Source organism: Fodinibius halophilus, assembly GCF_011059105.1.
In the GTDB taxonomy this organism is placed as follows: domain Bacteria; phylum Bacteroidota; class Rhodothermia; order Balneolales; family Balneolaceae; genus Fodinibius; species Fodinibius halophilus.
In genome coordinates, this window is record NZ_JAALLS010000014.1 from 1 (window position 1) to 26537 (window position 26537).

Below are 26537 nucleotides of genomic sequence, written 5' to 3' on the forward strand. Positions count from 1 at the left end.
TCTACAAAGCCTTGTGCGTAGTAGTGGGAGATTGCTCACACTTTAGTTATTTAGAGGCCGCTTACCTTCATTGGGCTTTTTAGACAGCCTCGGCCCTTAGTGATAGCTGAGTTCCAAAGGTATGGCATGTTCCATATCATTGTTACTTCAGGGTGAAGCAGTTGCTTACTGTTGCTGTAACCCAAGAAGATGGCACATTTATTTCTCCTCCTTATGAAGGAGGAGATTAAGAGGTGGTTGAACATAACGGCGAGTGAGGCTACCAAAAAATGCAATTTCAATGCCGTTCTTACCGGCATGCTGACCCACTCCTGACCTCTCCCTACTGCTCGCAGGGAGAGGGACGCTTGTCTGCATTCCGTGTTAGGCAAAAAGCTCCATAGCCTTTCTTAGAATTCCAGCTAAACTGCCAGGCAAAATACCCACTACTAAAGTCTCTTCCCCTACGGGTAGGGGAAGAACAAGATGGGGTCAGGAAATAGCAAGTAACCAAACCTGCTAAATATATACCTTTTTCCCTCTAGAGATGAACGGTCGACCGCTACAAAAATTTGATTACCTTGATTCTGTCCGACGAACCTTAAACACCGCTGTGTTGCATTAGATACTTGAACATACTTTCGTTAAAACATCCTCAAATTTATTTTCAAAAAATCTGTAATAATTTCGTTTTTGCTAGTCTAACATAGTAGAAGGCACAACAACCTTAACCTTTTGGACGCTATATCTACTATGATTTTATCTTTTTCAAGGATACAAATTCGACTACATACAATACTTGCCATACTCCTGCTTTTCTTAGCACCAACAGTAGTTGAGGCTCAATCAGAAAGTCCCAAAACGGTGTATAATGAGCCGGCATTTACCGCAGAGATCTATGGCTCGGGCACTCCTCTTTATATGATTCCCGGTTTGGCAAGTAGTGGGGAGGTTTGGCAGGGCACTGTTGATAAGCTCAAGGATCAATATGAGTGCCATGTTTTCACATTAGCCGGTTTTGCCGGGAAAGAGCCGATAGATCAAAAACCCTATCTGAAGACCATAAGAGATCAGCTGATTGACTATATCGAAAGTAATGGAGCAGGAGTCGTAATGGGACATAGCCTGGGAGGCTTTTTATCGCTATGGATAACAGCTGAGGATGATCGACTTGTAAAAAAATCAGTAATTGTTGATTCATATCCCTTTTTAGCAGCCCTGCGCCAGCCAGAGGCTACCGAAGAATCGGTGCAGTTTCCCCGCCAAATGATGATTCAACAGATGACAGCAATGGATTCTGCCCAGTTTCGCCAGCAGCAGAAAAACACCCTATCAACGATGATATCAGACGAAAAAAATATTAAGAAAGCATTACAGTGGTCAATGCACTCCGACCGGGCCACCATCGTGCATGCGATGGGTGATTTAATGCAGGCAGATCTTCGGGATGAGCTTCGCAATATCAAAACACCAACTTATGTTATGCTTGCTGGCAATTTTTCGATGAATGGGAGGTCGCTATATACTAAAGAACAGGTTCAGCAGATGGCGCAAGAGCAGTATCAACATCTTTCGGAAAAGACCATAAAGGTGGCAGAAAATGCCAGGCATTTTATTATGATGGATGATCCAAAGTGGTTTTATCAAACGCTTAGGCAATATTTGAATGCAGAATAAGAAGCAACACAGCGAACAATTTAAGCGTCTTTATCAGCGTCACAGTGATAAAGTATATCGTATTTGTGTGGGATATTTGAAGGATCAGAATGAAGTAAAGGATCTATTCCAGCAGGTGATGTTGAGTATTTGGAAAAACCTGGATTCGTTTCGGGAAGAGGCCCGGATAACAACGTGGATCTATCGTATTGCTGTAAATACAGCTATTACGTTTACAAAAAGCAGGAAGCGCTTTGATCAACGTTTTCAGCTGGAATCCGATTTTACGGATATGGAATACGAAGGAGTGGATGAGCTTTCAGCCGATCCGCTGCCTCAGCTACAAGAGCTTCAGGATTGTATTCATAAGCTCAAAAAGCAAAACCGATTAATTATCACACTTTACCTGGAGGGGCTAACCTACAGCGAAATCGGTGAAGTGGTGGGCATCTCTGAAAACTATGTAGGAGTAAAGATAAGTCGTATTAAAAAGGAACTTGAAGAACGAATGAGGTAACCCAATGAATTTAGACGAGCTAAAATCAGATTGGCAATCAATGGACAAACCATCAACATTTGAAGTGGATAGTAAGCAGTTTAAAAAGATGATTAACTATTTTGAGCAGATTCAACAAAAAACAAGGAAAGAGAATATTATTATGAGTATTCTCTTTGTGCTGAGCATTGCCTTTTTATGGGCTATGTATTCGTTTATGAATAATGCTTCGTGGTGGGTATGGAGCGGGGTCAGTATTCTAAGCGTTGAGATGGTTGCTGCGGCAGTATTTGCCTGGTATCGCAATACCGGTAAAAAGTGGAAACAGCTGCGCCGGGAGAGTCAACAGTATTTGAGTTTGGCTATCAGAAAGCTAAAATATCGAAAATTCTTGATGCTTGTGATTATCCCTATTTACACCTTGTTGTTAATTGTAGCTATTAACCTCATTTATATAGATGTACTCAGTGATCTTCGCCTGCTGTGGCGATGGGCTATTCATTGCGGGGTGAGTGTTGTCTTGGCCGGCTTTGTGGGATTTGAGATTCGCCGTAGATATAGGAGAGAACAACAGGAGATTACTCCTCTCATCGATGAGTTTGAAGCGATCAAGGAAGGGATGGATTAGTATATTTTATACTATATTTTAAAAAATAGTACCAATTAAAATTAGTAAGATATCTCACATGTTTATGTGACTGTTTTGGTGTGCCAATATATTAACTTATAGATAACCGTTTAACAGAAACGCTAAATTCCCAGAGACGAAGATGATGAGAAAAGCTACTGCCATATTTGTACTGTTATTTGTGATTTCATGTAGCGGAGCAGAAGGGCCTGCGGGGCCTCAGGGACCGCAAGGACCGGCATCCGGCAAAGTTTATGAGATAAATCGTAGTTTTACTGAATCCAACAATTATACTGTATTCTCTGAATTCCCTGATGATATTACTGTGTTGGAAAGTGATATTGTAATGGTCTATCTATTGTGGGAAATAGATCCGGAAACAGGAAATGATGTATGGCAGCCGCTTCCCGTATCAGTATTTTTTGATAATGGAGAGTTGCAGTATGGTTTTGACCATACCTTGGCAGATGCCAAGATCTTTTTAACGGGAGATGTTGATTTGAGCACTGTTGGAGATGAGTTCACCAAAGATAGAAAATTTAGAATAGCCATTTTGCCTGCTGATTATGTGCAATCAAAGAAAGTAGATGTATCGAACATGGAGGATGTAGTGAATACCGTGGGTCCCTTAAATGTGGAGCACTTAGAGCTCTCAGAAAATTAGAATATGTCAGACTTTCCAAGTTTTTAAAAACTTGGAAAGTCTTTCTTCCAGGCTTGGTGCCTCTTTATTCTAAAAGTAGGCGATTAATTTTATTGTAATTCTTTCTCTTATTATGATAGTCAATAAATGACTGTTTATTGCCAAAGAAATTAATGACTTGTTGCCTTTTTACCTTACTAGCACATTGGCTAACTAGTGAGTTATAGGATGAAAACTTCCAGCCATAATACCTGTTTGTCAGGTGATGATGAATTGGGTTGTGATGGATGTAATGAATTAAATGCTTAAGGTAATGTTTAGAGTCTACTTGTACCCGTTTAAATTTCTTTTGGAAGAGGCTTCCTGTTCTATCATAGTATTTGTTAAATGATTTAGTATAGGATATAAATAATTTTCTGAATTGGTTCAGGATTAATTCTGATTCAGTTTTTTCAGATTTACAGAACTTCGAAAGATGATCACTATCTTTAACCTTAATGAGGAAATGAAAGTGATTAGGAATGAGGCAGTACACCCATACCTCTACATACTCATCCAGGTATTGGCTCCATTTCTGTAAGAAAAAATGATAGTTTTCATCGTTTTTAAATAACAATTCCGAACCAATGGCCCGATTGTAAACGTGATAGAAATGTCCAGCTACGAATTGTGAACTGTATTCCCTCATGATGAATAACGCTGGTTTTATCGTATAAACAACGTTAGCAAACTAATTATTAAATTTTAGACTTTCCAAGTCTCTAAAACTTGGAAAGTCTTTTATTACTCCGGATCATAGCTGAGGTTAGGTCCCAGCCAGCGTTCCACTTTTTCTACACTCATTTCTTTACGTTCGGCATAATCTTCAATCTGATCTTTTCGGAGATTCCCCACATTAAAGTAATCCGATTCGGGGTGGGCAAAATACAGTCCACTTACGGATGCAGCCGGATGCATAGCGCACGATTCGGTTAGGGTGATGCCCGTTGTTTCCGGGACATCCAACAGGTCAAAGAGGATACGCTTCTCGGTATGATCCGGTTGGGCAGGGTAGCCGGCTGCCGGACGAATACCATCATACTGCTCTTTTATAAGCTCTTTGTTCGTAAGGTCCTCATCAGGAGCGTAGCCCCAGATATCGGTACGCACTTTTTCATGGATAAGCTCGGTAAAGGCTTCTGCCAGTCGGTCAGCCAGTGCCTTGGTAAGGATGGCATTATAATCATCATGATCATCCTCAAACTGTGTAACCAGCTCTTCGGAGCCAAGGCCGCAGGTTACGGCAAAGCCCCCCATGTAATCCTTGATGCCGGAACTTTTGGGAGCTACAAAATCCGAGAGTGCTTTGTTGGGCTGTCCCCGGCGTTTTTGAGCCTGCTGGCGCAGCATGTGAAGAGTAGTAAGCACTTCCTCCCGACTGTCATCGGTATAGAGTTCTACATCATCGCCCACGGCATTGGCAGGATATAGTCCCATCACAGCCTTGGCTTTTAAAAGTTTTTGATCCACAATTTTGTCCAGCAGCTCATTGGCATCTTCATAGAGTTTCTGTGCTTCTTCGCCATACTTTTCATCTTCGAGTACCTCCGGGAAACGTCCTTTCATCTGCCAGGCAATAAAGAAGGGACCCCAGTCGATGTAGTTGCGAATCTCATTAAGCGGATAGTTGTCAAAGACTTGAGTGCCCAGTTTATTGGGTTTTATGATTTCCGACTCTTCCCAGTCAATATCCGTTGCATTCTCACGAGCTTTATCTATTGGGAGATACGTTTTGCGGTTTGATCGCCCTTCATGACGTTCGCGTAACTTCACATACTCATCTTTGGTCTTGTCGACGAAATCGTCGCGCAGCGTTTTAGATACCAGGTTCCCGGTAACGGATACACTGCGAGAAGCATCCAGTACATGAATAACCGGCTGTTCATAGTTAGGTTCAATTTTAACAGCCGTATGCATGCGCGAGGTTGTGGCTCCGCCAATCATCAGCGGCTGGTCAAACTCTTCGCGATCCAGCTCCTTCGCCACGTGCACCATCTCATCCAGAGAAGGGGTGATAAGGCCGCTGAGGCCGATAATATCTACCTTCTCTTTACGGGCCTCTTCCAGGATTTTATCCGCCGGAACCATTACGCCCAGATCTACTACATCAAAATTATTGCAGCGCAGCACTACGGACACGATGTTTTTTCCGATATCGTGAACATCACCTTTAACAGTAGCAAGCAGTACTTTCGCCTTGGGCTCGCTGTTTTGGTTTTTCTCTTTCTCCTTTTCGATATACGGTATTAAGTGAGCAACCCCTTTCTTCATAACCCGGGCACTCTTAACGACCTGCGGAAGAAACATCTTGCCTGAGCCAAAAAGATCGCCTACCACGTCCATACCATTCATCATGGGACCTTCAATAACCTCAATAGGTTGGTCAAACTGCTGGCGGGCTTCTTCCACATCATCCACAATGTAGTCGACAATTCCCTTCACTAGTGCATGTTTGATACGTTCTTCTACCGGTTCTTCGCGCCATTCGGCGGTCTTTTTTTCTTTCTTCGTGCCTTTGTCTTTAATCTTTTCAGCATGGTCTACCAGGCGTTCGGTGGCATCATCACGACGATTAAGGATAACATCCTCAACAAGTTCTTTTAGCTTGTCAGGGATCTCCTCATAGACTTCCAGCTGTCCGGCATTGACGATCGCCATATCAAGCCCGGCCTGTATAGCATGATATAAAAAGGCAGCGTGCATGGCCTCGCGGACCCGGTTGTTACCACGGAAAGAGAACGAAATATTACTGAGTCCCCCGCTTACTTTAGCCAGCGGCAAGTTCTCTTTGATCCATTGCGTAGCTTCAATAAAGTCTACCGCATAATTACGATGCTCTTCAATACCGGTAGCTACGGTTAGAATGTTCGGGTCTAGGATGATATCCTGTGGCGCAAAGCCCACTTCTTCAGTGAGGATGTTATAGGCTCGCTGGGCAATTTCAATACGTCGCTCGTAATTGTCGGCCTGTCCCTTTTCGTCGAAGCCCATCACTACAACAGCACCGCCAAAATTGAGGATCTCGCGGGCATGTTCTTTAAACTCTTCTTCACCTTCTTTAAGACTAATAGAGTTTACTACACATTTCCCCTGTATGGCTTTAAGGCCGGCTTTGAGTACCGACCATTTCGAAGAATCCACCATGACCGGAACCCGGGAAATATCGGGCTCTGCAGCTACCAGCTGTAGGAAGTCGACCATCACTTCTTCCGACTCCAACATACCTTCATCCATATTGATGTCGATGATCTGGGCTCCGTTTTCAACCTGCTGACGGGCAACAGAGAGTGCTTCTTCGTACTCTTCGTTTTTAATAAGACGTTTAAACTTTCGTGAGCCCATCACGTTGGTACGTTCCCCGATATTTACAAAATTGGTATCAGGTCGAACGACCAGCGGTTCCAGTCCACTGAGCCGCAAGTACGGTTCTTGTTCCGGTATCTCACGAGGCGAGCATTCTTTTGCTGCTTCTGCAATAGCTTCAATATGTTCGGGCGTGGTACCACAGCATCCGCCGACCAGGTTTACAAAATCGGAATCAGCATAATCCCGAAGCTGTTCCGCCATAAATTCCGGCGTTTCATTGTATTCGCCCATCTCATCGGGGAGTCCGGCGTTGGGATACAGGCTGGTATGGCAGGTTGCAACATTAGCAAGCTCTTCGATATAGGGTCGCATCTGTTTAGAACCCAGCGAACAGTTCAGCCCCACGCTGATCAGGTTTTTAGTGTGGGATACCGAGATCCAGAACGCTTCGGTTGTTTGTCCCGAAAGGGTGCGTCCGCTTTGATCCACAATGGTCCCAGAAATCATAACCGGCAACTCTTTGCCGATCTCTTCGTTGAACTTGTGGATGGCATAGATGGCGGCCTTGGCATTTAAGGTATCGAAAATAGTTTCGATAAGCAGAATGTCTGCGCCCCCGTCGACCAAGCCTCGAATCTGTTCGGTATAGGCTTCTTTGAGTTGGTCAAAAGTGATATCGCGATAGCCGGGGTCTTCCACATCCGGAGAAAGGGAGAGTGTTTTATTCGTAGGCCCAATGGCACCGGCCACAAAACGGGGCTTGTCCGGGTTTTGTTCCGTAAACTTATCAGCTACCTCGCGGGCATTTTGGGCCGCAGCAACATTAAGCTCATAGGCCAGATCCTCCATATGGTAGTCGGCCTGCGAAATGGAGGTGCTGTTAAAAGTGTTGGTTTCAATAATATCGGAGCCTGCAGCCAGGAATTGGCTGTGGATATCTTTAATGATCTCAGGTTGGGTGAGACTTAAAAGGTCGTTATTGCCTTTTAGCTCAGAATCCTCGAAATCCTTAAATCGTTCGCCTCGATAATCGCTTTCGGAAAGGTCGTGATTCTGGATCATTGTGCCCATGGCACCATCCAGAATTAAAATACGATCCTGTAACAGATCTTTAATTTGATCAAATTTCATGTAAGTAAATCTCAGGTAATAGGTTATAAGGTACTTTTGGTTGCACAAAAACTTTTCAACTAAGCCACGAAGTGATTACCTTAACACTGTTTTACCATTCTAGATGTGATAATGCTAGAATTGCGTAGCTCGCAGAAAAATTTTTGGACTCTAAGTTACAAATAATAGTAGAAGAAATGAAAGTTATAGAACATTACGATCAAGCGGATGAACCTTTGATCTCTTTCGAAATCATTCCACCTAAGAGAGGGGGATCGGTGAAGAAGGTTTTTGAATCGCTTGATAAGGTGATGAAATACAACCCGCCCTTTATTGATGTGACCTATCATGCAGCCGAATCGTACTATGAAGAGCTTAGCGACGGCACCATAAAGCGGCATGTTAAACGGAAGCGACCGGGCACAATTGGCCTTTGTGCGGCAATAAAGCATAAATATGGGGTTGACCCCGTGCCGCATCTTATCTGTGAAGGATTTACAAAAGAGGAAACCGAAGATGCTCTTATCGAGCTCAACTTTTTGGGGATTGATAACGTGCTGGCTATTCGCGGCGATGCCCAGGAGAATGCTACACCGCGTCTGAAAAACGGTACGTTCAATAAATATGCTATTGATTTGGTGAACCAGATCAAGGATATGAATAGAGGAAAGTACCTTGAAGATATTGTAAATGCGCATGAAACGAACTTCTGTGTGGGCGTGGCCGGCTATCCTGAAAAGCATTTTGAGGCACCAAACCTTGACTTTGATATCGAACAGCTTAAGAAGAAAGTGGATGCCGGCGGTGATTATATCGTCACGCAGATGTTTTTTGACAACGAGGCCTATTTCCGTTTTGTGGATAAATGCCGTGATGCCGGTATTAAATGTCCCATTGTACCGGGGTTAAAAGTACTTACCCGAGAACGACACCTTAACTTTTTGCCCAAGTTTTTCCACTTGAATATTCCGGAAGCATTATCCGATGAAGTACAGGCCGACCCTGAAAATGCGCGAGAGATCGGGGTTGAATGGGCCGCCCAACAGTGCACCGAACTACTTGAAGGGGGCGTGCCCGGTATCCATTTCTATATTATGGGCGACCCTACTCCGGCTCTTGATGCAGTAGATCAACTTCCATTGGGCCATGACGTGGTGAAACGGTAGTAACTTATTGTTGAATTTGATGAAAGAAACCCCGGTATCGAGAGAATGCCGGGGTTTTTTATTGTAGGGGCAAGTCGTCGCCCCTCCCTTAATTGAAGTACCAAATTAGGCCCCGTCCTGTTTTTAAAAATATAATAGCCGTTGAATAGCTTTAGAGCCGGCTTTCGGTTGTCGTCGGTCTCCCCGGGAAATGACAGTATTCCATGCCGACGATTTTTTGTTGCTATTATGGGCAAAAAATAGGTATATATGAACTGCAGTGGCCCATTTTGCCACGGCTTTTAATAGCACCTTAGAGGAATTGAAATTTAACTAATGACGCTATATCCCCACCGCTGTAATTCTTTTAATAGCACCTTAGAGGAATTGAAATCTCATTAGTGAGCTCTTGTAATAAGGGCCGCCCGGGCTACTTTTAATAGCACCTTACAGGAATTGAAATTAATTCCTAATTCGTAATTTATAATTTTTAATTAACTCTTAATAGCAGCTTGTAGGAATGGAAACTGCTTTTACGGTCGTCAGCCGTCGGTTAACGGATCCATGAAGCTGGAATTAATTTTTAATTCGTAATTGATAATTTTTCATTGTCATTTACAATAGCACCGTAAAAAAATAAGAGTAAGTACGGACGCACTATAGCACGCCCGTACGTTAATCTTTTACCGAACAAAAACCGGTTCCGTTTTATCTTCGGTATGCTCTTCGCTGTAGCTATAATCATTACCGTTAAAGCCTAGTAACCCATCGTAGGAGCTGACTTCATTTTCGATGAGATAACGAGCCATAGTCCCACGGTTCTTTTTGGAATAAAAACCGATAGTCTTCAGTTTACCGTTTTTGAAATCCTTGAACTTCGGACTAATAACATCCACTTTTAAATCGTTTGGCTGCAAGGCTTTGAAATACTCTTTGCTGGCCAGGTTTACGAAAAGCTCGTCATTATCCAGTTCATCATTTAACGCTTCGGTAAGGCTGTCGTCCCAAAAATCGTAGAGCCTGTCATGGCCATTGACCTGCATTTTTGTTCCCATTTCCAGTCGATAGGGTTGCATTAAGTCAAGTGGACGGAGGATGCCGTACATACCCGAAAGGATACGCAGGCTATTTTGCATGGTATCGATATGCTCTATGCTATAGGCATCCAGCTCTTTGAAGGCCGAACCGTTAAAAGCATAGATGCAAGGGCGCGCATTTTCCTTTGTAAAAGGGGGAGAAAACTTTTGATAGCGTTCATAGTTCAGGTCTGCCAGATTCTGGCTGATATCCATAAGCTCTTTGAGCTCATCTTTCGACATCTGGGCCAGTTCATCATTCAGTGTTTCCGCTTCATCTAAAAAACGCGGTTGTGTCGCTTTATCTGTTGGTAATTCACTTTCGTAGTCCAGTGATTTAGCCGGGGACATTACAATTTTCATGGCAATAGATTATTAATATTAAATATTCTTTTTCTGAAAGTAGGATCTATAACCTGATTTACAAAACGAATCATTCCATGCTCAGCGATTTCTAGTTTTGAGGAGCGATTCCTTTTGCTAAGGAGATTAAAATGATTTTCTAGTAGAACAGGGAGCCCAAACTTGACAGCATATAAAGCTCTTTGAACGATTAGTTGGAATTTTCGTAGTAGATAAGTCCACCGCCGTTGCCGCCGGACCAGAAGTCAGGATCTCCGTCTCCGTCCAGGTCACCGAATCGCGGGGCCGCCAAGCGGGGTACTTCAAGAGGCAGGGGGAGTTCTTCTGCAGAAAAAGCCGGTTGCCGGGCCGTGCCGGTATTCCGGTAGAAGAGTAGTCCCTCAATTTTGGTACCCAGAAAGAGATCTAAATCACCGTCCGAATCAATATCATATAGTTCCGGGGCACTGCGGTGCTTGGCTTCAACATTAGCGAAGGCTCCTTTTTTAAGCACAAATTTAGCTTTCCTCGGTGTACCTTCATTTTTATAATACGCGATGCTACCACCGGAATTTCCTACTAGTAGATCTAAATCTCCGTCCGCATCGAGGTCGCTAAGTACTGGCGCACTGTTACTGCCACGCTCTAGCTCTATCAATGACTTGTTGGCTAATTTAAATCCATCCGTTGTGTTTCTGTAATAAGCGATACGTCCTTTCCAGGTACCCAGCAAAAGGTCATCTCGTCCATCACCGTTGAGGTCACCTAGTGCAGGTGCGTAGTGATAGGCATTGGGCAGCTTCAAAGTCTCTTGCTGATATAAAGATGTTTTCCCTTTCTCACTTCTATTTTCAAATTGGTATACAACGGAGGTATTACGGTTGCCGGGCTCAATTTTATTGGCAAGAAGCAGGTCCTCATCTCCATCTCCGTCTAAATCGCCTATTGCAGGCATACTTTCATTTCCGATATCAATAGTGTTTAAAAACCGCTTGGATTGGCGTTTAAAGGAGCCGTTATCTTTTTGCTCGTAAAAGTGGAAATTATCTGATAAGGATTGGTTGGCATTATAGGCTCCTCCCAGTACACCGATGAATAAGTCAAGATCTCCATCTTGCCCCCAATCGGTAAAGGCCGGGGCATTATAGCCACTCGATTGCACTGGGTTCGGGGAAGGAAAGGGCCGGGGTTCTCCTTGCAGTACGGGATTTCTGCACGAACCGGTATTTTCAACTAGAAGCAGGCTCGGCTCAAAGAAATCACCCCAAAAAAGATCTTGATCGTTGTCGTTGTCGATATCAACGAAGGTAAGGGTGTTAGCTCCATGCATAGTACCGATCTGTTTGACAATCTCGATCCCTTCAAAGCGCTTGTTGACAAGCTCGAATTGAGGGATGTCTTGGTTGTCAAGCCCGGTTGATTCATACCGCATAACGGTTCCATCCAATCGACCGATAAAGAGGTCAAGATATCCGTCACAATCAATATCCGTTACGTTGGGAATGTTTTGGCGGTCTGAGAATAGGGGCTTCCCATTTGCACCTTTGAGCGTATCGGCCGCCAGGGTAAAGTCGGGCTGCTCTGTTGATCCGTCATTGCGATAATACCGGATGTAGCTGTAGGGTTGTTCAGCAAGCAGATCCATGTCTCCATCCTGGTCCATATCAGCAAAACGAAACCATTCGCCGATATCAAGGTTACGGAATTTATCAGTCTGCCAGCTAAGCGGGAATGATGATTCAGAAGAGGAGTGTTCGAAATGGATAAGCTTATTCGAGTTTTCCTGGACAAAAAGATCGGGGTCATCATCGCCGTCAATATCCACAAACTGCGGGCGTGGGTTATTAAAGCCGCCTAGAAATGGTTGGTCGATTGGCGCCCCGCTGCCGTCATAAACCGGGAATGGTGCTACGACCCGATGATATTTCGTATCTGCCTGACCAGAGCCATCATTTTGTTGGCTTGTAGAACGAATTCCACTGCAGCCGGATATTAAAATTAACGAGGTGGCAAAGACAAGTAGATTAGAGAACGTTTGATATGGCATTTTCTTGGAATACGTTGAAAATTGCAATAGGAGGTAAAAATGAGGGCTTACCCTCTGTTTCAATTATTGCCGTGCTCGCGTACCAATACCTGTTGCATAGGTTTCCACTTCGATTACCTTTTCAATATCGTAGGTTTCTGTGTTAATAACAGTAATAGTACCGGGAGGATCAGCGGTAGCGGAGGAATGGCTTGCCTGGTATGTTCCTTGGCGATTGTTGTTTGAGATATACAGGTATTGGCCATCCGTTGAAAGCGCACTTCCATGCGGTTGTGCAATGCCATTAGCCGTAATAGTTGCATCTACGGTAGGTGTTTTTATATCAAGTGCTGTAACCGTATGATCTCCTTTATTGCCAAAATAGACAAACTGGCCATCAGGCGAAAAGACCGGGTGCCAGGGCTGAGCGCCAACCTCAATAGTATCGGTTAAAGTTGGTGATGCGGGATTACTCAAATCAAAAATAAGCGCTTGCCCGGTCATTTGTGCTGTAGCCACCATTCTCTCCCCATCGGGAGAAATAGCAAAATCAACAAATACATGCGTTTGGCCGTCAAGGGTGGTTAGATTTGTTTCGTTAGTTTCGAGGTTATAGGAAAAAATCTGGTTTTCAGCCAGGCTTGCCACGTAGATCCAGTTCCCTTTGGGAGAGCTGGCAATAGCATGAGGACGTCTGAAGAAAGTCTGAACCTCTTTCATTAGCTTCATATCAGAGCGGCGAATAACGCCAATACTTTGCGGGGGATTGACAGCACTCATGGATCGGCCGACAATTAGCAAGTCGCGTGTTGGATGTAGAGTAATTAGGCCGGGAACTTCCATTTCTGCTTGGCCCACAAGTTCATTCTCATGGTTAAATTTAAGAACACGATTTTCTCCGATCAGGGTAACGTACCAGTGTGAGCCGTCGGGCTCTGCGACAGTGTGGTGTGGTTTAGCGTTGGCCGAAAACCCCAATTCTTGGAGATCAATATTGTCGACAACTTTATTGGTCTTTACATCAATGACGCTGAGTGTTGCTTGTCCCTGGTTACAGACGTAAATCTGTTGACCCAAGGAAGAACTTATGTGATCTGACTTTTGCTTAGAATGATTGTTTTGAGCCGACAGAGGGACTGTTAACCAGCAGACGGCCAAAAGTAGAAACAGGATATTACGTAAAGAAGCGATCATCATGCACCGCATAAAACAGAAGTGTTATTCAATTATTGGGAATGGGGCGATAAAAAAAGATGGTGCCTAAGAGGCACCATCCAAAATAGTATTTAACGCGAGGGTGATGTTGGGTTAGAATCGCCCGGATCCAAGATGAAAAGTCCTTCTTGTCCACTGCTCATAATAACAACACCACTTTCGAAATAGGGATAGTTACTCCATGTACCGGCAAAGCCCGGTGTATCTTCGCCAAAAGGCGCAGTATCAAAGAAGCCGGTTTTTACAGGATTTTCCGGATCGCTGATATCTACAACCTGTAGCCCGCTCACGTAGTTAGACTGGTACATCATTCCGTCTTTGATGTACAAGTTGTGATCAGAAGAAGCGTTATCAAATAGATATTCGCGAACAAATTGCGGGTCATCCAGGTCTGTTACATCCCAAATCAGCGTACGCGTATGGTCTACATTTCCGGTAAGCTCATCAAGCTCATCATTTTGGAAGAAATACCGGTGATCTTCTGTGAGCCATCCCTGGTGTACGTAAGCATAGTCAGGGTACGAGGCGGTTGAAAGTGCTTTGGGATTTTCTTTATCCGTAACATCGGCTATGCTGATGGCAGTCTCATTGGCACCGAGGCAGATTTCATGTCCTTTGTAATCTTTATCAGGTCCATCATAGACTATGCATTGTGCATCGTGCGAATAACCGGTTCCGCTTCGACCTGTTGAAGGATCAGCAAAACATCCTTTGAATGTTGGATTGGTGGGGTCATTGATGTCTACCATATGCAGGCCGCCTCCACATGTTTTACCGCCGCCGCTGCTTCCCACAACGTATGCGAAGCCAGTATCTTCGTTAATTACCACATTGTGTGCGCTGTGAATCTCATCGTAGTGTGCAGCTTCTTTCAATGCAAGGGGGGTGCCGTTAAAGTCCCGAAGGTCCGTCAGGTCAACTACCTGCATACCGTGCATCCCGGCATTATCTGCGACTACATAAGCGTGATTATCATAAACCTTGATATCGCGCCAAATACTAGCATTTGATTTTTCCGGTTTGGGCAGATTCCCGACGTAAACCGGATCAGTTGGATTGCTGATATCTACAAATGAGGTACCATCCATTCGACCGACAATGGCATATTCCTTCCCGGTTTTGGAATCAGTCCAGCCCCAGATATCGTTGAGGCGAACACCCCGGTCACCGCCCATTTTGTTAATAGGCAGGAAGGAAAGAAGGTCTACGTTGTTACATCCAAAAAGGGAGGCTTTGCCATCGGCACATTTTACCTTGCCACCTGTGATGGGTTCAAGAACTGAACTGCTGTTGCTGAGTACAGTAGCTTGAGCATTCCATGTACCTGCTTCGTTACGCTCAAGTATTCCGGCTGTTCCGGCACCATAGTCAGCGCCAACAAGACCGGTAACTGCGACATCACCCTCAACGGCAATAGTGCCTGCAAACTGATCTCCCTGGCTGCGCTCAGGACCTTCAATTTTAGAAACACTAGCCCATTTGGCACTGTTGTCAGACGAGCGGTTGAATTGATAGAGCGCGCCTTTTCGGTTGTCTGCCCCGGGTGCACCGACCCACAAGTCGGCCCCATCAAAGGTAAGGGAAGCTCCAAACTGGTATCGAGAACCACTGTCATAGGCTACAAGTTTGCCGTTGGCATTCCATTCTTGAGTGTTCGTATCACGCTGGAAAACAAATACAGCACCTGATCCGCCTGCATGGCGCGGTGCACCAATAAAAGCTTGGTTCCCTTGTAAGCCTAATGTTGAACCAAACGCAGCTCGTTGATCTACACGATTACTTGTAAGCACAGATTCCATCTCCCATGATCCGGAATCACTACCTTGATAAACATAAACAGCTCCGCCTTGTTTTTTTGGTGCCCCAACAAGCAACCTGGAGTCATCCACCGATAGCGCAGCGCCAAAACTAACGCCTTGTGCAGTATCAGGATTTGTAATGTGTGCTTGCTGTTTCCATGCTCCATTACCAGTTTTCTGAAATACGTACACGGCACCAAGACCTTCATTTTCGCCGGGTGCCCCAATAAAAGCGCGGTTTTTATGCAGGGCGATACTGTTACCAAATCCACCTCCGGCACTGGTGTCAGAGAGTGCTATTTGTGCTACTTCCGTCCAAGTGTTGTCATTTTCTTTTTCAAATACATACGCCACGCCACGTTCATCATTTTGTTGAGGCGCTCCAATTAGTATGCGGTTTTCAGTGGCAACCAATGATGAGCCAAAGCCATCACCGATGTACCCGTCAGAAGCTTTGAGCTGTGCCTGCTCTGACCAATTGGATTCGGAACGGCTGTAAATATAGACAATACCGGGTTGGTGTGCATTTGCAGGTTCGCCAATAAAAACGGTGCCATTGGCAACATCTACTGATCGTCCAAAGCCCAACATCGTTTCAACGTGGCCAGAGGATGTTGTTTGAGCCTCGGCCGTAGTGAAGGGGCTAATGCAAATAAATGCTAATAATGATATTACTAAACGTTTCATGAGATTCATTTAAAAATTTGATAAGAAAAGGTCACTTCAATTAATGCTTCTATTATAATTAAAATAAGGTTGGATTAGCAATGCATAATAATTTATAAAGTGTAAAAAATGCCTAATACGTATTTCATAATGCGCTTATTTGTAGGAAGGGCATCGGAAAGTTATATGGGTTCAGGCAGTTATAGATTATCAGCCCACTATGTCCAGCTTCATTCAGATTGCTCCTCATCATTTCCTCAGGAAAACACCAAAATTTACTATCGCTGATAGTGGGATATTTGTATGCTAGGTTCGCCAAAATATTGCCATGCAAGTAACAGGGATTGGCTGAGCTGTGGCACGTCTCAAGGGTAGGCATCAGCAAAAATGGTTCTGGCTATATTAATACCTCAATTTTGATTTCCAGACAGCCTCTCAAACTTTGTTGATTACTTTCCCATAGGAGCAATGTTCCCGCGTATCTCCCCGTTCCGATGGTCAAAAGTATTAATCGTTATGTATAGTTTTCCTTCTTTGAGTAGCTGTTTTTCGGCGGCCGACAACACAAAACGGTTTTCTTTTGTCTTTAATTTTCCCCCGTTTTGTTCCTCATTGAGATCAGTTTTGAGCTTGTACAGCTGATTTCCGCCCTCCCCGCGAATATCAACCATAATATAAGCGCCCGAGTATCGATTGGTGAGGTTTTCAAAATCCCCATGAACAGTAAGAGTGTCTCCTTTAAGTTTAACAGTAACCATTCCCGAACCACTGGTAGCAACACGGGGTTTCATTTTGTAACCGCCCAGGGTAATCATTTGGGAGTTTTGAGCATGAACATCGGTTGGCATGCTGTAGAAACAAAAAAGAAGTACTATAATGGCACTTGAAAGTAGCTTCAGCTTTTTCATAGTCATACACTCTGTCAGTTATTGGTTAGTACTATAACCCTGCACTGCAAGTTATATTATATTAGACCTCTCGATTTTTAAACCAAGCCTCTATTTCTTCCGCACTTTTAGTGTTAAGAATCCGATCTTTCTCAAATTTCGCTTTTCGGGCTATGCGGACGCCATAGGGAATGTCATCAATACCATCTTTGCTATGCGCATCGGGGTTAATGGAGGAGAGTAACCCTACTTCTTTGGCTTTATTGCCGTGGCGCCAGTCCAGATCAAGCCGGTAAGGGCTGGCATTAATTTCAATGGCCGTATTGTGTTCTGCTGCTAGCTCAATAAGTTCATTCATATCAAGGTCACTGCCATCGCGGCGCAGCAGAAGACGTCCCGTCGGGTGCCCTACAATGCGGGTATAGGGATTCTTAATGGCATTACGGAAGCGAGTCATCATTTTTTCGCGTGACATATCCAATCCGTTGTGGACGCTGGCTATAACAAAGTCGAACTGGGCCAGTAGTTCATCCTCATAATCCAGGCTGCCGTCACTTAAGATATCCGACTCTATACCTTTAAAGATTCGAAATGCTGTGCCCTCAGCTTCAAATTGTTCATTAAGCTGGTCAATCTCTTCCCATTGTTGTTTGATCTCATCAACAGTAAGCCCGCCGGCATAAGCGGCTGTTTGTGAGTGGTCGGTGAGCCCAAGGTATTCATAACCGCGCTCGATACAGGCCTCGGCCATCTCCTGTATAGAAAACTTGCCATCACTCCAGGTGCTGTGGGCATGGATTACTCCACGAATATCATCATTTTCAACAAGATCCATCGTTTTATTGGACTCAAAAAAGTCAATTTCGCCGCGGTCTTCTCGCAGTTCGGGAGGCACAAAATGCAGCTCCAGCTTTTGGTAGATATCTTCCTCTGAGGAGTAGTCGATAGGTTTATCGAAATCGGTACTTCCTTCCTCATCGAGTTCGAAAAGTCCATACTCATTGAGAGAAAGCCCTCGTTTGCGTGCTCGTTGTCGCAGCACTACATTGTGCTCCTTGCTGCCGGTAAAATACATCAGCGCAGCGGGAAATTGGTCCGGCTTGACGATTCGAAGATCCACTTGTCGACCATCTTTGGTACGGATGGAGCTCTTCGTGTCGCCGCGGCCAAGCACCTCGACAACCAGTTCGTGATCCACAAAGGCATCAAAAAGATCGGTAATATATTTTTCATCGGCGCCGATAAGGATATCCACATCGCCAATCGTTTCTTTAGAGCGTCGTAGTGAGCCTGCTACTTCAATAGCTTCTACGCCTTCTTGATCTTTCATAAAGTCGAAGACAGGCCGGGCAATCTCCAGGGCCTCATCAAGGCGGCAGCGTTCATCAAACTGCTGCATCCATTCTATCGATTTTACTATCTTTTCTGCGGATTTTTTTCCGAGTCCATCCAGGGATGCTACTCGTCCGTCTTCACATGCCGCTTTGAGTTCATCGAGTTCTGAGATCCCGAGCTCTTTGTGAATTTTTGCAATATTTTTAGGTCCGAGGCCCGAAATGTTCAGCCATTTTATAACGCCGGCAGGTATGCGTTCGCGCAGACTTTCCAGCACTTCAATTTCTCCGGTATCAGCATAAGAGCTGATATCAGAGGCGATAGAATCACCGATTCCCTTGATATCAGTGAGCGTATCATTCTCAATGTATTCGTTGATATCTTCATTAAGAGATTCGATAGTTTGTGCGGCGCGGTCAAAGGCAATAGCGCGGAATCGATTTTCGCCGGCCAGCTGCATAAGTTGATAAATTTCGCGCAGACGTTCTGCAATTTCATCGTTTGTTACGGGCATAAAAGAGATCTAAACTTTTTAAAATGAAAGTACCAGATTCGTTGTAAAAGTTCTACAAGATAATGCTTCTTATTTTGGGATTTAAAAACCATTTAGTACTATCAATGATTCACCCAAAGAAAATTATTTTATGAAAAACTATCTATTACTTCTGGGAATTGCTTTTATAGTATCTTGCGGGCAATCAATGGATACCGCACCGGCAACAGAAAAAGCTGTAAATAGGGTTTTGGATGATTGGCATGCGGCGGCCGCTGATGCGGATTTTGAACGCTATTTTAATCATTTTGCCAGCGATAGCGCCATTTTTATGGGAACCGATGCCACAGAGCGTTGGACGGTAGCAGAATTTCGCCCTTGGTCTAAACCTTACTTTGATCGTGGTAAGGCCTGGAGTTTTACACCGGTTGAAAGACATCTGTATTTTTCAGAAAATGGCACTACTGCTTGGTTTGATGAAGCCTTGGATACCCCGAACTTAGGTCCGGCTCGCGGTACCGGGGTCTTGATATCAAAAGGGGGAGAGTGGAAGATCGCCCACTATAACCTCTCTATTCCCATACCCAATGCCATTGCCGATACGGTTATAAAGCAGGTAGAACAGGCCTTGCAAGATACAACAGCACAGTAAGTTATTACTAATAATCTATATAGTCGTTTATGAGATTCTTAAAACCTCACTTCTTTTCTTTTTTATTATTTGGATTACTGATTTCTGTTTCAGCTACTGCTCAATCCCAGTTGCAATCTCCGGAAGATTTTTTGGGATATGAGCTGGGGAGCCAGTGGACTCCACATCATAAAGTAATGGACTACTTTTGGCATGTGGCTGAGCAGTCAGAGATGGTAAAGGCAAAAAAATATGGGGAAACCAACGAGGGTCGCGAGTTGATGCTGGCCTATGTTTCCAGCACCCAAAATGTGGAGAGGCTGGATGAGATTCGTAAGAATAATTTAAAACGTACCGGTCTGTTAGAAGGTAAGCCTAAGGCTGGTAATACCGCCATAGTTTGGCTGAGTTATAATGTGCACGGCAACGAAACATCCAGTAGCGAGGCTGCGCTGAAGACCATTTATGAGCTGGTTCGCCTGGATAACCCAGATACCAAAGAGTGGCTGCAGAATACGGTGGTAGTGATGGATCCGATGTTAAATCCTGATGGACGTGATCGATATGTGCACTGGTATAAAGAGACGGTAGGCGATTCTTTTAACGCATATGGGGAAGCCCGTGAACATCATGAACCTTGGCCCGGCGGACGTACAAATCACTATTACTTTGATCTGAACCGAGATTGGGCTTGGTTGACCCAAAAAGAAAGTCGAGCAAGGGTAGAGGAGTTCCAGAAGTGGATGCCCCATATCCACGTTGATTTCCACGAACAGGGATATACTTCTCCATACTATTTTGCTCCAGCTGCTGAGCCTTTTCATAAGGCTATTACCGAGTGGCAGCGAGACTTCCAGTATACCATTGGTGAAAATCATGCGAAGTATTTTAATGAGAATAGCTGGCTTTACTTTACGCGCGAAGTTTTTGATCTCTTTTACCCCAGTTATGGCGATACGTATCCTATTTTTAACGGCTCTATTGGCATGACCTACGAGCAGGCCGGTGGCGGATATGCCGGTCTCGGAATCAAGAAGCCGGTAGGGGATACGCTGACGCTGAAAGATCGATTGACCCATCACCATACTACAGGGTTGTCGACTGTGGAGATTAGTTCAAAGAATGCGGATAAACTGGTTGATAATTTTGCAGACTATTTTGAAGAAGCTCAAAATAATCCCGAAGGTAAATACAAGACTTTTGTAATAGAAAAAGAGAACAATCCGGATAAGCTACAGGCTCTATTTTCTCTCTTGGACAAGCATAAGGTAGAATATGGGCAGGCCGGGCAAAACGAAAATGTTTCAGCTTATAATTATAAGACCGGTCAAACACGGAGGGTGAGGGTAGAAAAAGGGGACTACTTGGTGAGTACCTACCAGCCTAAGGGGGTATTGGCGCGCATTTTGTTTGAACCCCGTCCGGAGCTGGCTGATTCCGTAACTTATGATATTACGGCTTGGTCACAGTATTATGCCTATGGACTAGACGGTTATGCTGTTCCGGAACAACTGGATGTAGAGGCGGCGCCGGCTCCCCAAAAAGAGATTAATAATACCGCTGATGAGAAAGCCTATGCTTACCTGGCAGAATGGAAAGACTTGTCAGATGTAGGACTCCTGGCCGATCTGTTAAAGCATGATATTAAGGTTCGCTTTTCAGAAAAAGCATTTAAGATAGAAGGGCAAGATTATGCCCCCGGAACGTTGGTTATTACCCGATCAGATAATAAGAATAGAGGCAAGGATTTTGAAAGGCTTGTTACCGAGCTGGCGACAAAGCATAATCAGCAGGTAGATGCGGTCTCAACCGGTTTTGTACAGTCAGGGGCCGATTTTGGTTCATCCTCGGTACGTTATCTCGAAAAGCCTCGTATCGCGCTGCTTTCCGGTGAAGGTACATCCTCTAACAGGGTTGGTGAAGTGTGGCACTATTTTGATAAACAGATCAACTATCCTGTTACCCTTGTTGATACTGACTACTTTAGTAGCGTGAACCTGGATAATTATGAGGTGCTTATTATGGCCTCCGGCTATTACGGTAGTGAAATTGACAGTAGCCAATTTGATGAGCTGCGGAATTGGATTTCGGAAGGCGGTAAGTTAATTGCTTTGCAGGGAGCAAATAGCTACCTGGCCGGCAAAGATGGATTTAATATTGAAAACAAGTCGGATGATGGGAATGGTGGAGATTCTCCTGATTCCGGTACAGTGCTTGATGAATATGGAGATCAGCAGCGAGAACGTATCTCCGGCTTTAACAGCGGATCGATTTTTAAAATTAGTTTGGATAACAGTCATCCCTTGGCCTTTGGATATGATGATCATTATTTCTCCCTGAAGCTTAATGCCGATGCATATAGCTATCTTGAAGACGGGTGGAATGTTGGGGTAGCAAAAGGGGATGCCCGGATGAGCGGTTTTGTTGGATATAAAGCCAAAGAAAAGCTTCGCAACACTCTTACTTTTGGTGTTCAGGAGATGGGGAGTGGTTCGGTAGTATATATGGTTGATAATCCCCTGTTCCGGGCTTTTTGGTATAATGGGAAGCTTCTTTTTGGCAATGCAGTGTTTATGGTAGGGCAGTAGTGTTACTATAGGGCTTTGCAAAACTAGTCACCTCTTGTCATGCTGTCCACCGGCTGGCGGATCAGCATCTCATATACCTGTTATTAGCATTAAAACTGAGATCCTGAACTGATTACTACGCCAAGGCTTCGTAGCACAGGTTCAGGATGACATGCTGGGTTTGGTAAAGCTCCCTACTATAATTCTTCTTGTTTCGATGCTCTGGGTTGGCTTGATATTTTGGGTAAGCTCCCATCTCTCGTCGGACGGCTGGGGTTGCCGTCCGGCGAATAGATACCATGGCAGGCGTTGATTTAAAAGTTTAAAAGCAGTCTCCCTTTCTTAGTCCGCGTAATATCGAAAAGGCAATAAAAAATCTTCCTTGTGGCACTAAGGATGAAAGAATTGGTAGTGTAAACGGAAGGAGGTGCAGCTATGCGCCTCGAAGTTTTAACGTAGTGGCGGAGGATGGTCACTTTTGTATTGTTTCGATGCTTTAGCGGTAGTTGGCTCTGCGTCGGACCGAACTTCTCACCATGTGTGTGAATTCTTTCAGTCAAGAAAAACAAACACCTACATCTTGCCTCATTCCCAAAGCCAATAGTTAGTATATTTTTCAGCTTTTTGCTTTCCCACCTAACGAGGGCTTACCCCATCCGTCGAGGGAAAGCGGTAATTTATATATCTTATCTTTTGAAACTTCCGCGATAGGCCCTTATCTTTGGGCGCATTCTAACTATACCCAAGGTTGGGGGTGCTTGCAATAGCAGGCTGAGATCATACCCTGAGAACCTGAACCGATTAAGATCGGCGTAGGGAAACCATGGCAGCGGTAGTGCTCCAAATATTGGTGTACGCTTCTGCCGGATTGATCAGCATTTCTTGCAAGTTCATCTCCCGCTCTTATGAATCCTATAAGACGGAGGAACTTATGTATTCCAAACTATTACAAACAACAGCATTTTTATGCTTATTTATGGCGATGAGCTCGGTGCTTGTGGCCCAAACAATAACCGGTACTGTTACCGATGCCCAAAGCAATGAGCCGCTGGCCGGTGCTAATATCATTCAGCTCAATACCGGTAATGGAGTATCGGCGGATAATAACGGTGAATTTAGCCTGACGTTACAAGATGGCGAATCGTCTAAGATAAAGGTGACTTTTGTTGGCTTTAAATCCAAAATTATTGATACCGCAGAAAGGGATGAAGAGCTTACTATCACCTTAGTGTCCAATACGATAAACAGTAACGAGGTTTTTGTGAAGGCGCTTCGCGTTGATGAAGCCTCTCCCATGGCATTTGATAATGTAAGCCGCACAGACATCGAAGAGAAGAACCTGGGGCAGGATATGCCCTATATGATGAGCAGTTCACCCTCGGTGACTACAACTTCTGATGCCGGGGCCGGAGTCGGTTATACCGGCATGCGCATTCGTGGTGTTGACCAGGCACGGATTAATGTGACCATTAATGGAATTCCGCTGAATGATGCGGAATCTCATGGTGTGTACTGGGTTGATATCCCGGATCTGGCATCATCAGTTGAAAATATCCAGATACAGCGTGGAGTCGGTACCTCTACAAACGGGGCCGCCGCTTTTGGTGCTACCGTAAATGTGCAGACCTCACAAATGAAAAACGAAGCCTATGGCAAGGTCAATACCGGCTTGGGATCATTTAATACCCAGAAAGCAAATGTGATGCTGGGGTCGGGCCTTATGGATAATGGTTGGCAGTTCGAAGGACGTCTCTCAAAAATTACTTCTGACGGATATATCGACCGGGCGTCATCAGACTTAAAGTCGTTTTACCTTTCGGCTGCCAAGCATGGTGAGCGAAGTTTATTACGAGCTGATGTGTTTTCCGGCAAAGAGAAAACCTACCACGCTTGGAATGGGGTGCCCGAAAGTGAGGTCGAAAGCGGAAACCGAACCTATAACTCTGCAGGTACAGGAAAGCCGGGTGAACCCTATGAAAATCAAACCGATAACTACCAGCAGGATCATTACCAGCTGCATTATTTCTATGAGCTGGCCGATAACTGGAATGTCAATGCTTCACTCCATTATACCTATGGACGTGGTTACTACGAAGAATATAAAGCCGATCAGAAGTTTGACGAATACAGCATAGATTCTATTCAATTTCCGGATACCACGATATCGAGTAGTGATTTGGTACGTCGTAAGTGGCTGGATAATCATTTCTACGGAACGGTATTTTCAACGAGCTATGAGTCTGATGTATGGTCGCTTACGTTAGGTGGGGGCTATAATGAGTATGATGGCGATCACTTTGGAGAAGTGGTCTGGGCAGAGTATGCCGGCAATACCGATGTAGAAAACCGTTATTATGATAATAATGGCTTTAAGACTGACTTCAATACCTATCTTAAGGGGCAATATTATGTAACGGAGGATCTTACACTCTATGCCGATGCTCAAATCCGTAACGTTACGTATGAGTTTTTGGGTAAGGATCGGATAAAAGACCAAAATGGCAATTACAATGTTGTTGATGTCCGGCAAGAAGACAAGTTAACTTTTCTGAATCCCAAGGCCGGGCTTACATATAATAAAGGCAACCACCGTGCCTATCTTTCGTTCAGTGTGGCAAATAAAGAGCCCACTCGTGAGGAATATGTGGATTCTACGCCGGAAAGTCGTCCTAAGTATGAAACCCTCTACGACTGGGAAGCCGGCTACAAAGGTAGTTTCAATCGTTTCTTTGTAGGCGCCAACCTTTACTATATGGATTATAAAAATCAGCTTATTTTAACCGGTGAAATCAATGATACAGGCTCTGCTATACGCCAGAATGTAGATGACAGCTATAGAGCAGGTATTGAATTGCAGGCCGGAGTTGAAATATTAGAGGGGCTGGAGTGGAATGGAAATGCTACGTTTAGTAAGAATAAAATAAAAGAGTACGAACAGTTTACTCAAGTTCTCAAATACATAAATGGGGAGTTAAAAGCTGTAGGTACAAAGAGCAGAGGAGTTTTTAAAGATACTGATATTTCATTTTCGCCTAACTTTATTGGTAATTCAAAGCTTCGTTTTCAACAAGCTGGCTTTTCTGCTGTATTAAATACGAAGTATGTGAGTCGGCAGTACCTTGATAATACTCAAGCTAAGAGCAGGTCTATTGATCCCTACTTTGTTAATGATCTGCGCATAGGATATAGCTGGGAAGAAGTACCTATGGTAGAAAATATTGAGGCCAACTTTGTGGTCAATAATATTTTCAATGAAATGTATGAAAACAAAGGATATGTCTGGGATTATGTATCAGCAGAAACCAACGACTACAATTATTACAATTATTACTATCCGCAGGCCGGACGCAATTTTATGCTCCAGCTTTCGTTTACCTTTTAGATAGACGTTGTGTTAGGTTAGTGTAAGAGTGAGAAGGCAGGTCGAAAGGCCTGCCTTTTTCTTTTAGATAAGCTTTTGAAGCAAGTTCTTGATTAGCAGCTAATTTATTTTTCAGTACGATTATATAAAGTATCCATTTGTTTATTTTGATATGGTGAGGTGGGCTTACTATCAATAACCTGGATGAAAATAGCTCCGCTGATAATAAAAATAGCTGATATAATTTCCGGTAGAGAGGGGTTTTCTCCAATGCTGAGCCAGGCAATGAGCAGGGCGGCGATAGGTACCAAATTGCCATAGAGTACTACCTGGGTAGGCCCAAGCTTTTTAAGTGCCCGTACTTTGATCCATTGCCCGAGTCCTACTCCTATACCCCCACCGGCCAGGATTGCAAACCAGGTCCAGGGGCCGAGTGATAGCCAGCTTACCTCGACTAATGCAGGCGATGCAATAAAAAGATAGAGTGTGCCTCCTATAGCTGTACGAAGAGCCACTATCGGAATTGGGCCATATTCCCGTGCCAGGGGTTTGATCAAATGTAGCTCAATGATGGTTAGAATGAGGGCAATAATTAGGATAACATCTCCCAACCAGTAGCCTTGCTCGGGTCGCAAGCCATCCCATCCCAAAATAAATGTTCCGGTTACTGCAAACAAAACCCCGAGGAAACCATAAGTTCCCATCTGTTCTGTTCGTAAAAAATATCCGCATGCTGTGCTAACTGCGGGTCCCAGTGCCAGCCATAAAGAAGCTCGTGCTCCATGGGTAAGCCCAAGCCCTTCAATGCCCAACCAGGGGGCAAGAGTAGCACCAACAACAGAGATAAGTATCAGCCGTGGCCAATGTTTCTTTTTAATACTGGGAAGAAAGGAGACGGAATTTTTTTTATGTCCTGATTCGGCACGGTACTGCAGGTATAGCACTAAAAACATAGCTAACCCTCCCATTGCAAAACGGGATACACTGAAAGAGATAGGAGACATCTCTTTCAGTGCAATTTCCGCCAAAATAAAGTTGGCTCCCCAAAGAAAGGTGAATAAAATGAGAATACTGTGATGAGGCCAGATCCCACCATCAGATGTGTTGGTATTTTGAGTATCTCTTTGGATCTATCGT

16 protein-coding genes and 1 riboswitch are annotated in these 26537 nt (G+C 44.3%); of the genes, 8 read left to right on the plus strand and 8 right to left on the minus strand.

Going from position 1 to position 26537, the window contains the following annotated elements; translation table 11 throughout:
• Positions 1-732: 732 nt before the first annotated feature.
• From G3569_RS11275 to G3569_RS11290, 4 genes are all read left to right on the plus strand, one after another.
• Positions 733-1656, plus strand: a complete 924-nt coding sequence (locus tag G3569_RS11275) for an alpha/beta fold hydrolase (RefSeq protein WP_165269185.1) — start codon at positions 733-735, stop codon at positions 1654-1656.
• Positions 1646-2152 (plus strand): RNA polymerase sigma factor, encoded by a 507-nt coding sequence (locus tag G3569_RS11280; RefSeq protein WP_165269187.1) that lies wholly within the window; start codon positions 1646-1648, stop codon positions 2150-2152. The genes G3569_RS11275 and G3569_RS11280 overlap by 11 nt, the downstream gene beginning before the upstream one ends.
• 4 nt (positions 2153-2156) lie before the next feature.
• Positions 2157-2759 carry a hypothetical protein gene (locus tag G3569_RS11285; protein ID WP_165269189.1) on the plus strand — a complete coding sequence of 201 codons (603 nt, stop codon included), beginning with the start codon at positions 2157-2159 and terminating at the stop codon, positions 2757-2759.
• 142 nt (positions 2760-2901) lie between these two features.
• On the plus strand, positions 2902-3423 hold the full coding sequence (locus tag G3569_RS11290; RefSeq protein ID WP_165269191.1) for a hypothetical protein: 522 nt from the start codon (positions 2902-2904) through the stop codon (positions 3421-3423).
• 762 nt (positions 3424-4185) lie between these two features.
• Here G3569_RS11290 and metH read toward each other — a convergent pair.
• The gene (gene metH, locus G3569_RS11300; protein ID WP_165269195.1) at positions 4186-7878 is read right to left on the minus strand and encodes a methionine synthase; all 3693 of its coding nucleotides are present in this window, start codon (positions 7876-7878) and stop codon (positions 4186-4188) included.
• Between the two features lie 176 nt (positions 7879-8054).
• Between metH and G3569_RS11305 the strand changes: the two genes are divergently transcribed.
• Positions 8055-9023 (plus strand): methylenetetrahydrofolate reductase, encoded by a 969-nt coding sequence (locus G3569_RS11305; protein ID WP_165269197.1) that lies wholly within the window; start codon positions 8055-8057, stop codon positions 9021-9023.
• Between the two features lie 662 nt (positions 9024-9685).
• Here the strand turns inward: G3569_RS11305 and yaaA are convergent.
• The 6 genes from yaaA to polX form a co-directional block, all read right to left on the minus strand.
• Positions 9686-10441 carry a peroxide stress protein YaaA gene (gene yaaA, locus G3569_RS11310; protein ID WP_165269199.1) on the minus strand — a complete coding sequence of 252 codons (756 nt, stop codon included), beginning with the start codon at positions 10439-10441 and terminating at the stop codon, positions 9686-9688.
• Positions 10442-10631: 190 nt separating this feature from the next.
• A complete protein-coding gene (locus G3569_RS11315; protein ID WP_165269201.1) occupies positions 10632-12467 on the minus strand; it encodes an FG-GAP repeat domain-containing protein in 1836 nt (611 codons plus the stop codon).
• A gap of 63 nt (positions 12468-12530) precedes the next feature.
• Entirely contained in the window at positions 12531-13652 is a 1122-nt protein-coding gene (locus G3569_RS11320; RefSeq protein ID WP_205720161.1) for a YncE family protein, read from the minus strand.
• An 80-nt stretch (positions 13653-13732) separates the two neighbouring features.
• A complete protein-coding gene (locus G3569_RS11325; RefSeq protein WP_205720162.1) occupies positions 13733-16147 on the minus strand; it encodes a choice-of-anchor B family protein in 2415 nt (804 codons plus the stop codon).
• A 428-nt stretch (positions 16148-16575) separates the two neighbouring features.
• A complete protein-coding gene (locus G3569_RS11330; protein WP_165269205.1) occupies positions 16576-17034 on the minus strand; it encodes a CHRD domain-containing protein in 459 nt (152 codons plus the stop codon).
• 61 nt (positions 17035-17095) lie between these two features.
• On the minus strand, positions 17096-18862 hold the full coding sequence (polX, locus tag G3569_RS11335; RefSeq protein WP_165269207.1) for a DNA polymerase/3'-5' exonuclease PolX: 1767 nt from the start codon (positions 18860-18862) through the stop codon (positions 17096-17098).
• 130 nt (positions 18863-18992) lie between these two features.
• Between polX and G3569_RS11340 the strand changes: the two genes are divergently transcribed.
• The 3 genes from G3569_RS11340 (at position 18993) to G3569_RS11350 (ending at position 25421) form a co-directional block, all read left to right on the plus strand.
• Positions 18993-19493 (plus strand): nuclear transport factor 2 family protein, encoded by a 501-nt coding sequence (locus tag G3569_RS11340; protein WP_205720163.1) that lies wholly within the window; start codon positions 18993-18995, stop codon positions 19491-19493.
• A 29-nt stretch (positions 19494-19522) separates the two neighbouring features.
• Positions 19523-22060 (plus strand): M14 family metallopeptidase, encoded by a 2538-nt coding sequence (locus tag G3569_RS11345; protein WP_165269209.1) that lies wholly within the window; start codon positions 19523-19525, stop codon positions 22058-22060.
• A gap of 719 nt (positions 22061-22779) precedes the next feature.
• Positions 22780-22875: riboswitch (TPP riboswitch) on the plus strand.
• A 95-nt stretch (positions 22876-22970) separates the two neighbouring features.
• Positions 22971-25421, plus strand: coding sequence for a TonB-dependent receptor (locus G3569_RS11350; RefSeq protein WP_240894695.1), 2451 nt, complete (start codon positions 22971-22973; stop codon positions 25419-25421).
• A 104-nt stretch (positions 25422-25525) separates the two neighbouring features.
• On the opposite strand, the gene G3569_RS18935 is transcribed toward G3569_RS11350, so the two are convergent.
• Positions 25526-26530 carry a DMT family transporter gene (locus G3569_RS18935; RefSeq protein WP_350356559.1) on the minus strand — a complete coding sequence of 335 codons (1005 nt, stop codon included), beginning with the start codon at positions 26528-26530 and terminating at the stop codon, positions 25526-25528.
• Positions 26531-26537: the final 7 nt, after the last annotated feature.

What these genes read in the sequence shown, in the direction of transcription:
- G3569_RS11275 (WP_165269185.1), top strand. Translation starts at nt 733, where the DNA reads ATGATTTTATCTTTTTCAAGGATACAAATTCGACTACATACAATACTT.
- G3569_RS11280 (WP_165269187.1), top strand. Translation starts at nt 1,646, where the DNA reads ATGCAGAATAAGAAGCAACACAGCGAACAATTTAAGCGTCTTTATCAG.
- G3569_RS11285 (WP_165269189.1), top strand. Translation starts at nt 2,157, where the DNA reads ATGAATTTAGACGAGCTAAAATCAGATTGGCAATCAATGGACAAACCA.
- G3569_RS11290 (WP_165269191.1), top strand. Translation starts at nt 2,902, where the DNA reads ATGATGAGAAAAGCTACTGCCATATTTGTACTGTTATTTGTGATTTCA.
- metH (WP_165269195.1), bottom strand. Translation starts at nt 7,878, where the DNA reads ATGAAATTTGATCAAATTAAAGATCTGTTACAGGATCGTATTTTAATT.
- G3569_RS11305 (WP_165269197.1), top strand. Translation starts at nt 8,055, where the DNA reads ATGAAAGTTATAGAACATTACGATCAAGCGGATGAACCTTTGATCTCT.
- yaaA (WP_165269199.1), bottom strand. Translation starts at nt 10,441, where the DNA reads ATGAAAATTGTAATGTCCCCGGCTAAATCACTGGACTACGAAAGTGAA.
- G3569_RS11315 (WP_165269201.1), bottom strand. Translation starts at nt 12,467, where the DNA reads ATGCCATATCAAACGTTCTCTAATCTACTTGTCTTTGCCACCTCGTTA.
- G3569_RS11320 (WP_205720161.1), bottom strand. Translation starts at nt 13,652, where the DNA reads ATGCGGTGCATGATGATCGCTTCTTTACGTAATATCCTGTTTCTACTT.
- G3569_RS11325 (WP_205720162.1), bottom strand. Translation starts at nt 16,147, where the DNA reads ATGAAACGTTTAGTAATATCATTATTAGCATTTATTTGCATTAGCCCC.
- G3569_RS11330 (WP_165269205.1), bottom strand. Translation starts at nt 17,034, where the DNA reads ATGAAAAAGCTGAAGCTACTTTCAAGTGCCATTATAGTACTTCTTTTT.
- polX (WP_165269207.1), bottom strand. Translation starts at nt 18,862, where the DNA reads ATGCCCGTAACAAACGATGAAATTGCAGAACGTCTGCGCGAAATTTAT.
- G3569_RS11340 (WP_205720163.1), top strand. Translation starts at nt 18,993, where the DNA reads ATGAAAAACTATCTATTACTTCTGGGAATTGCTTTTATAGTATCTTGC.
- G3569_RS11345 (WP_165269209.1), top strand. Translation starts at nt 19,523, where the DNA reads ATGAGATTCTTAAAACCTCACTTCTTTTCTTTTTTATTATTTGGATTA.
- G3569_RS11350 (WP_240894695.1), top strand. Translation starts at nt 22,971, where the DNA reads ATGTATTCCAAACTATTACAAACAACAGCATTTTTATGCTTATTTATG.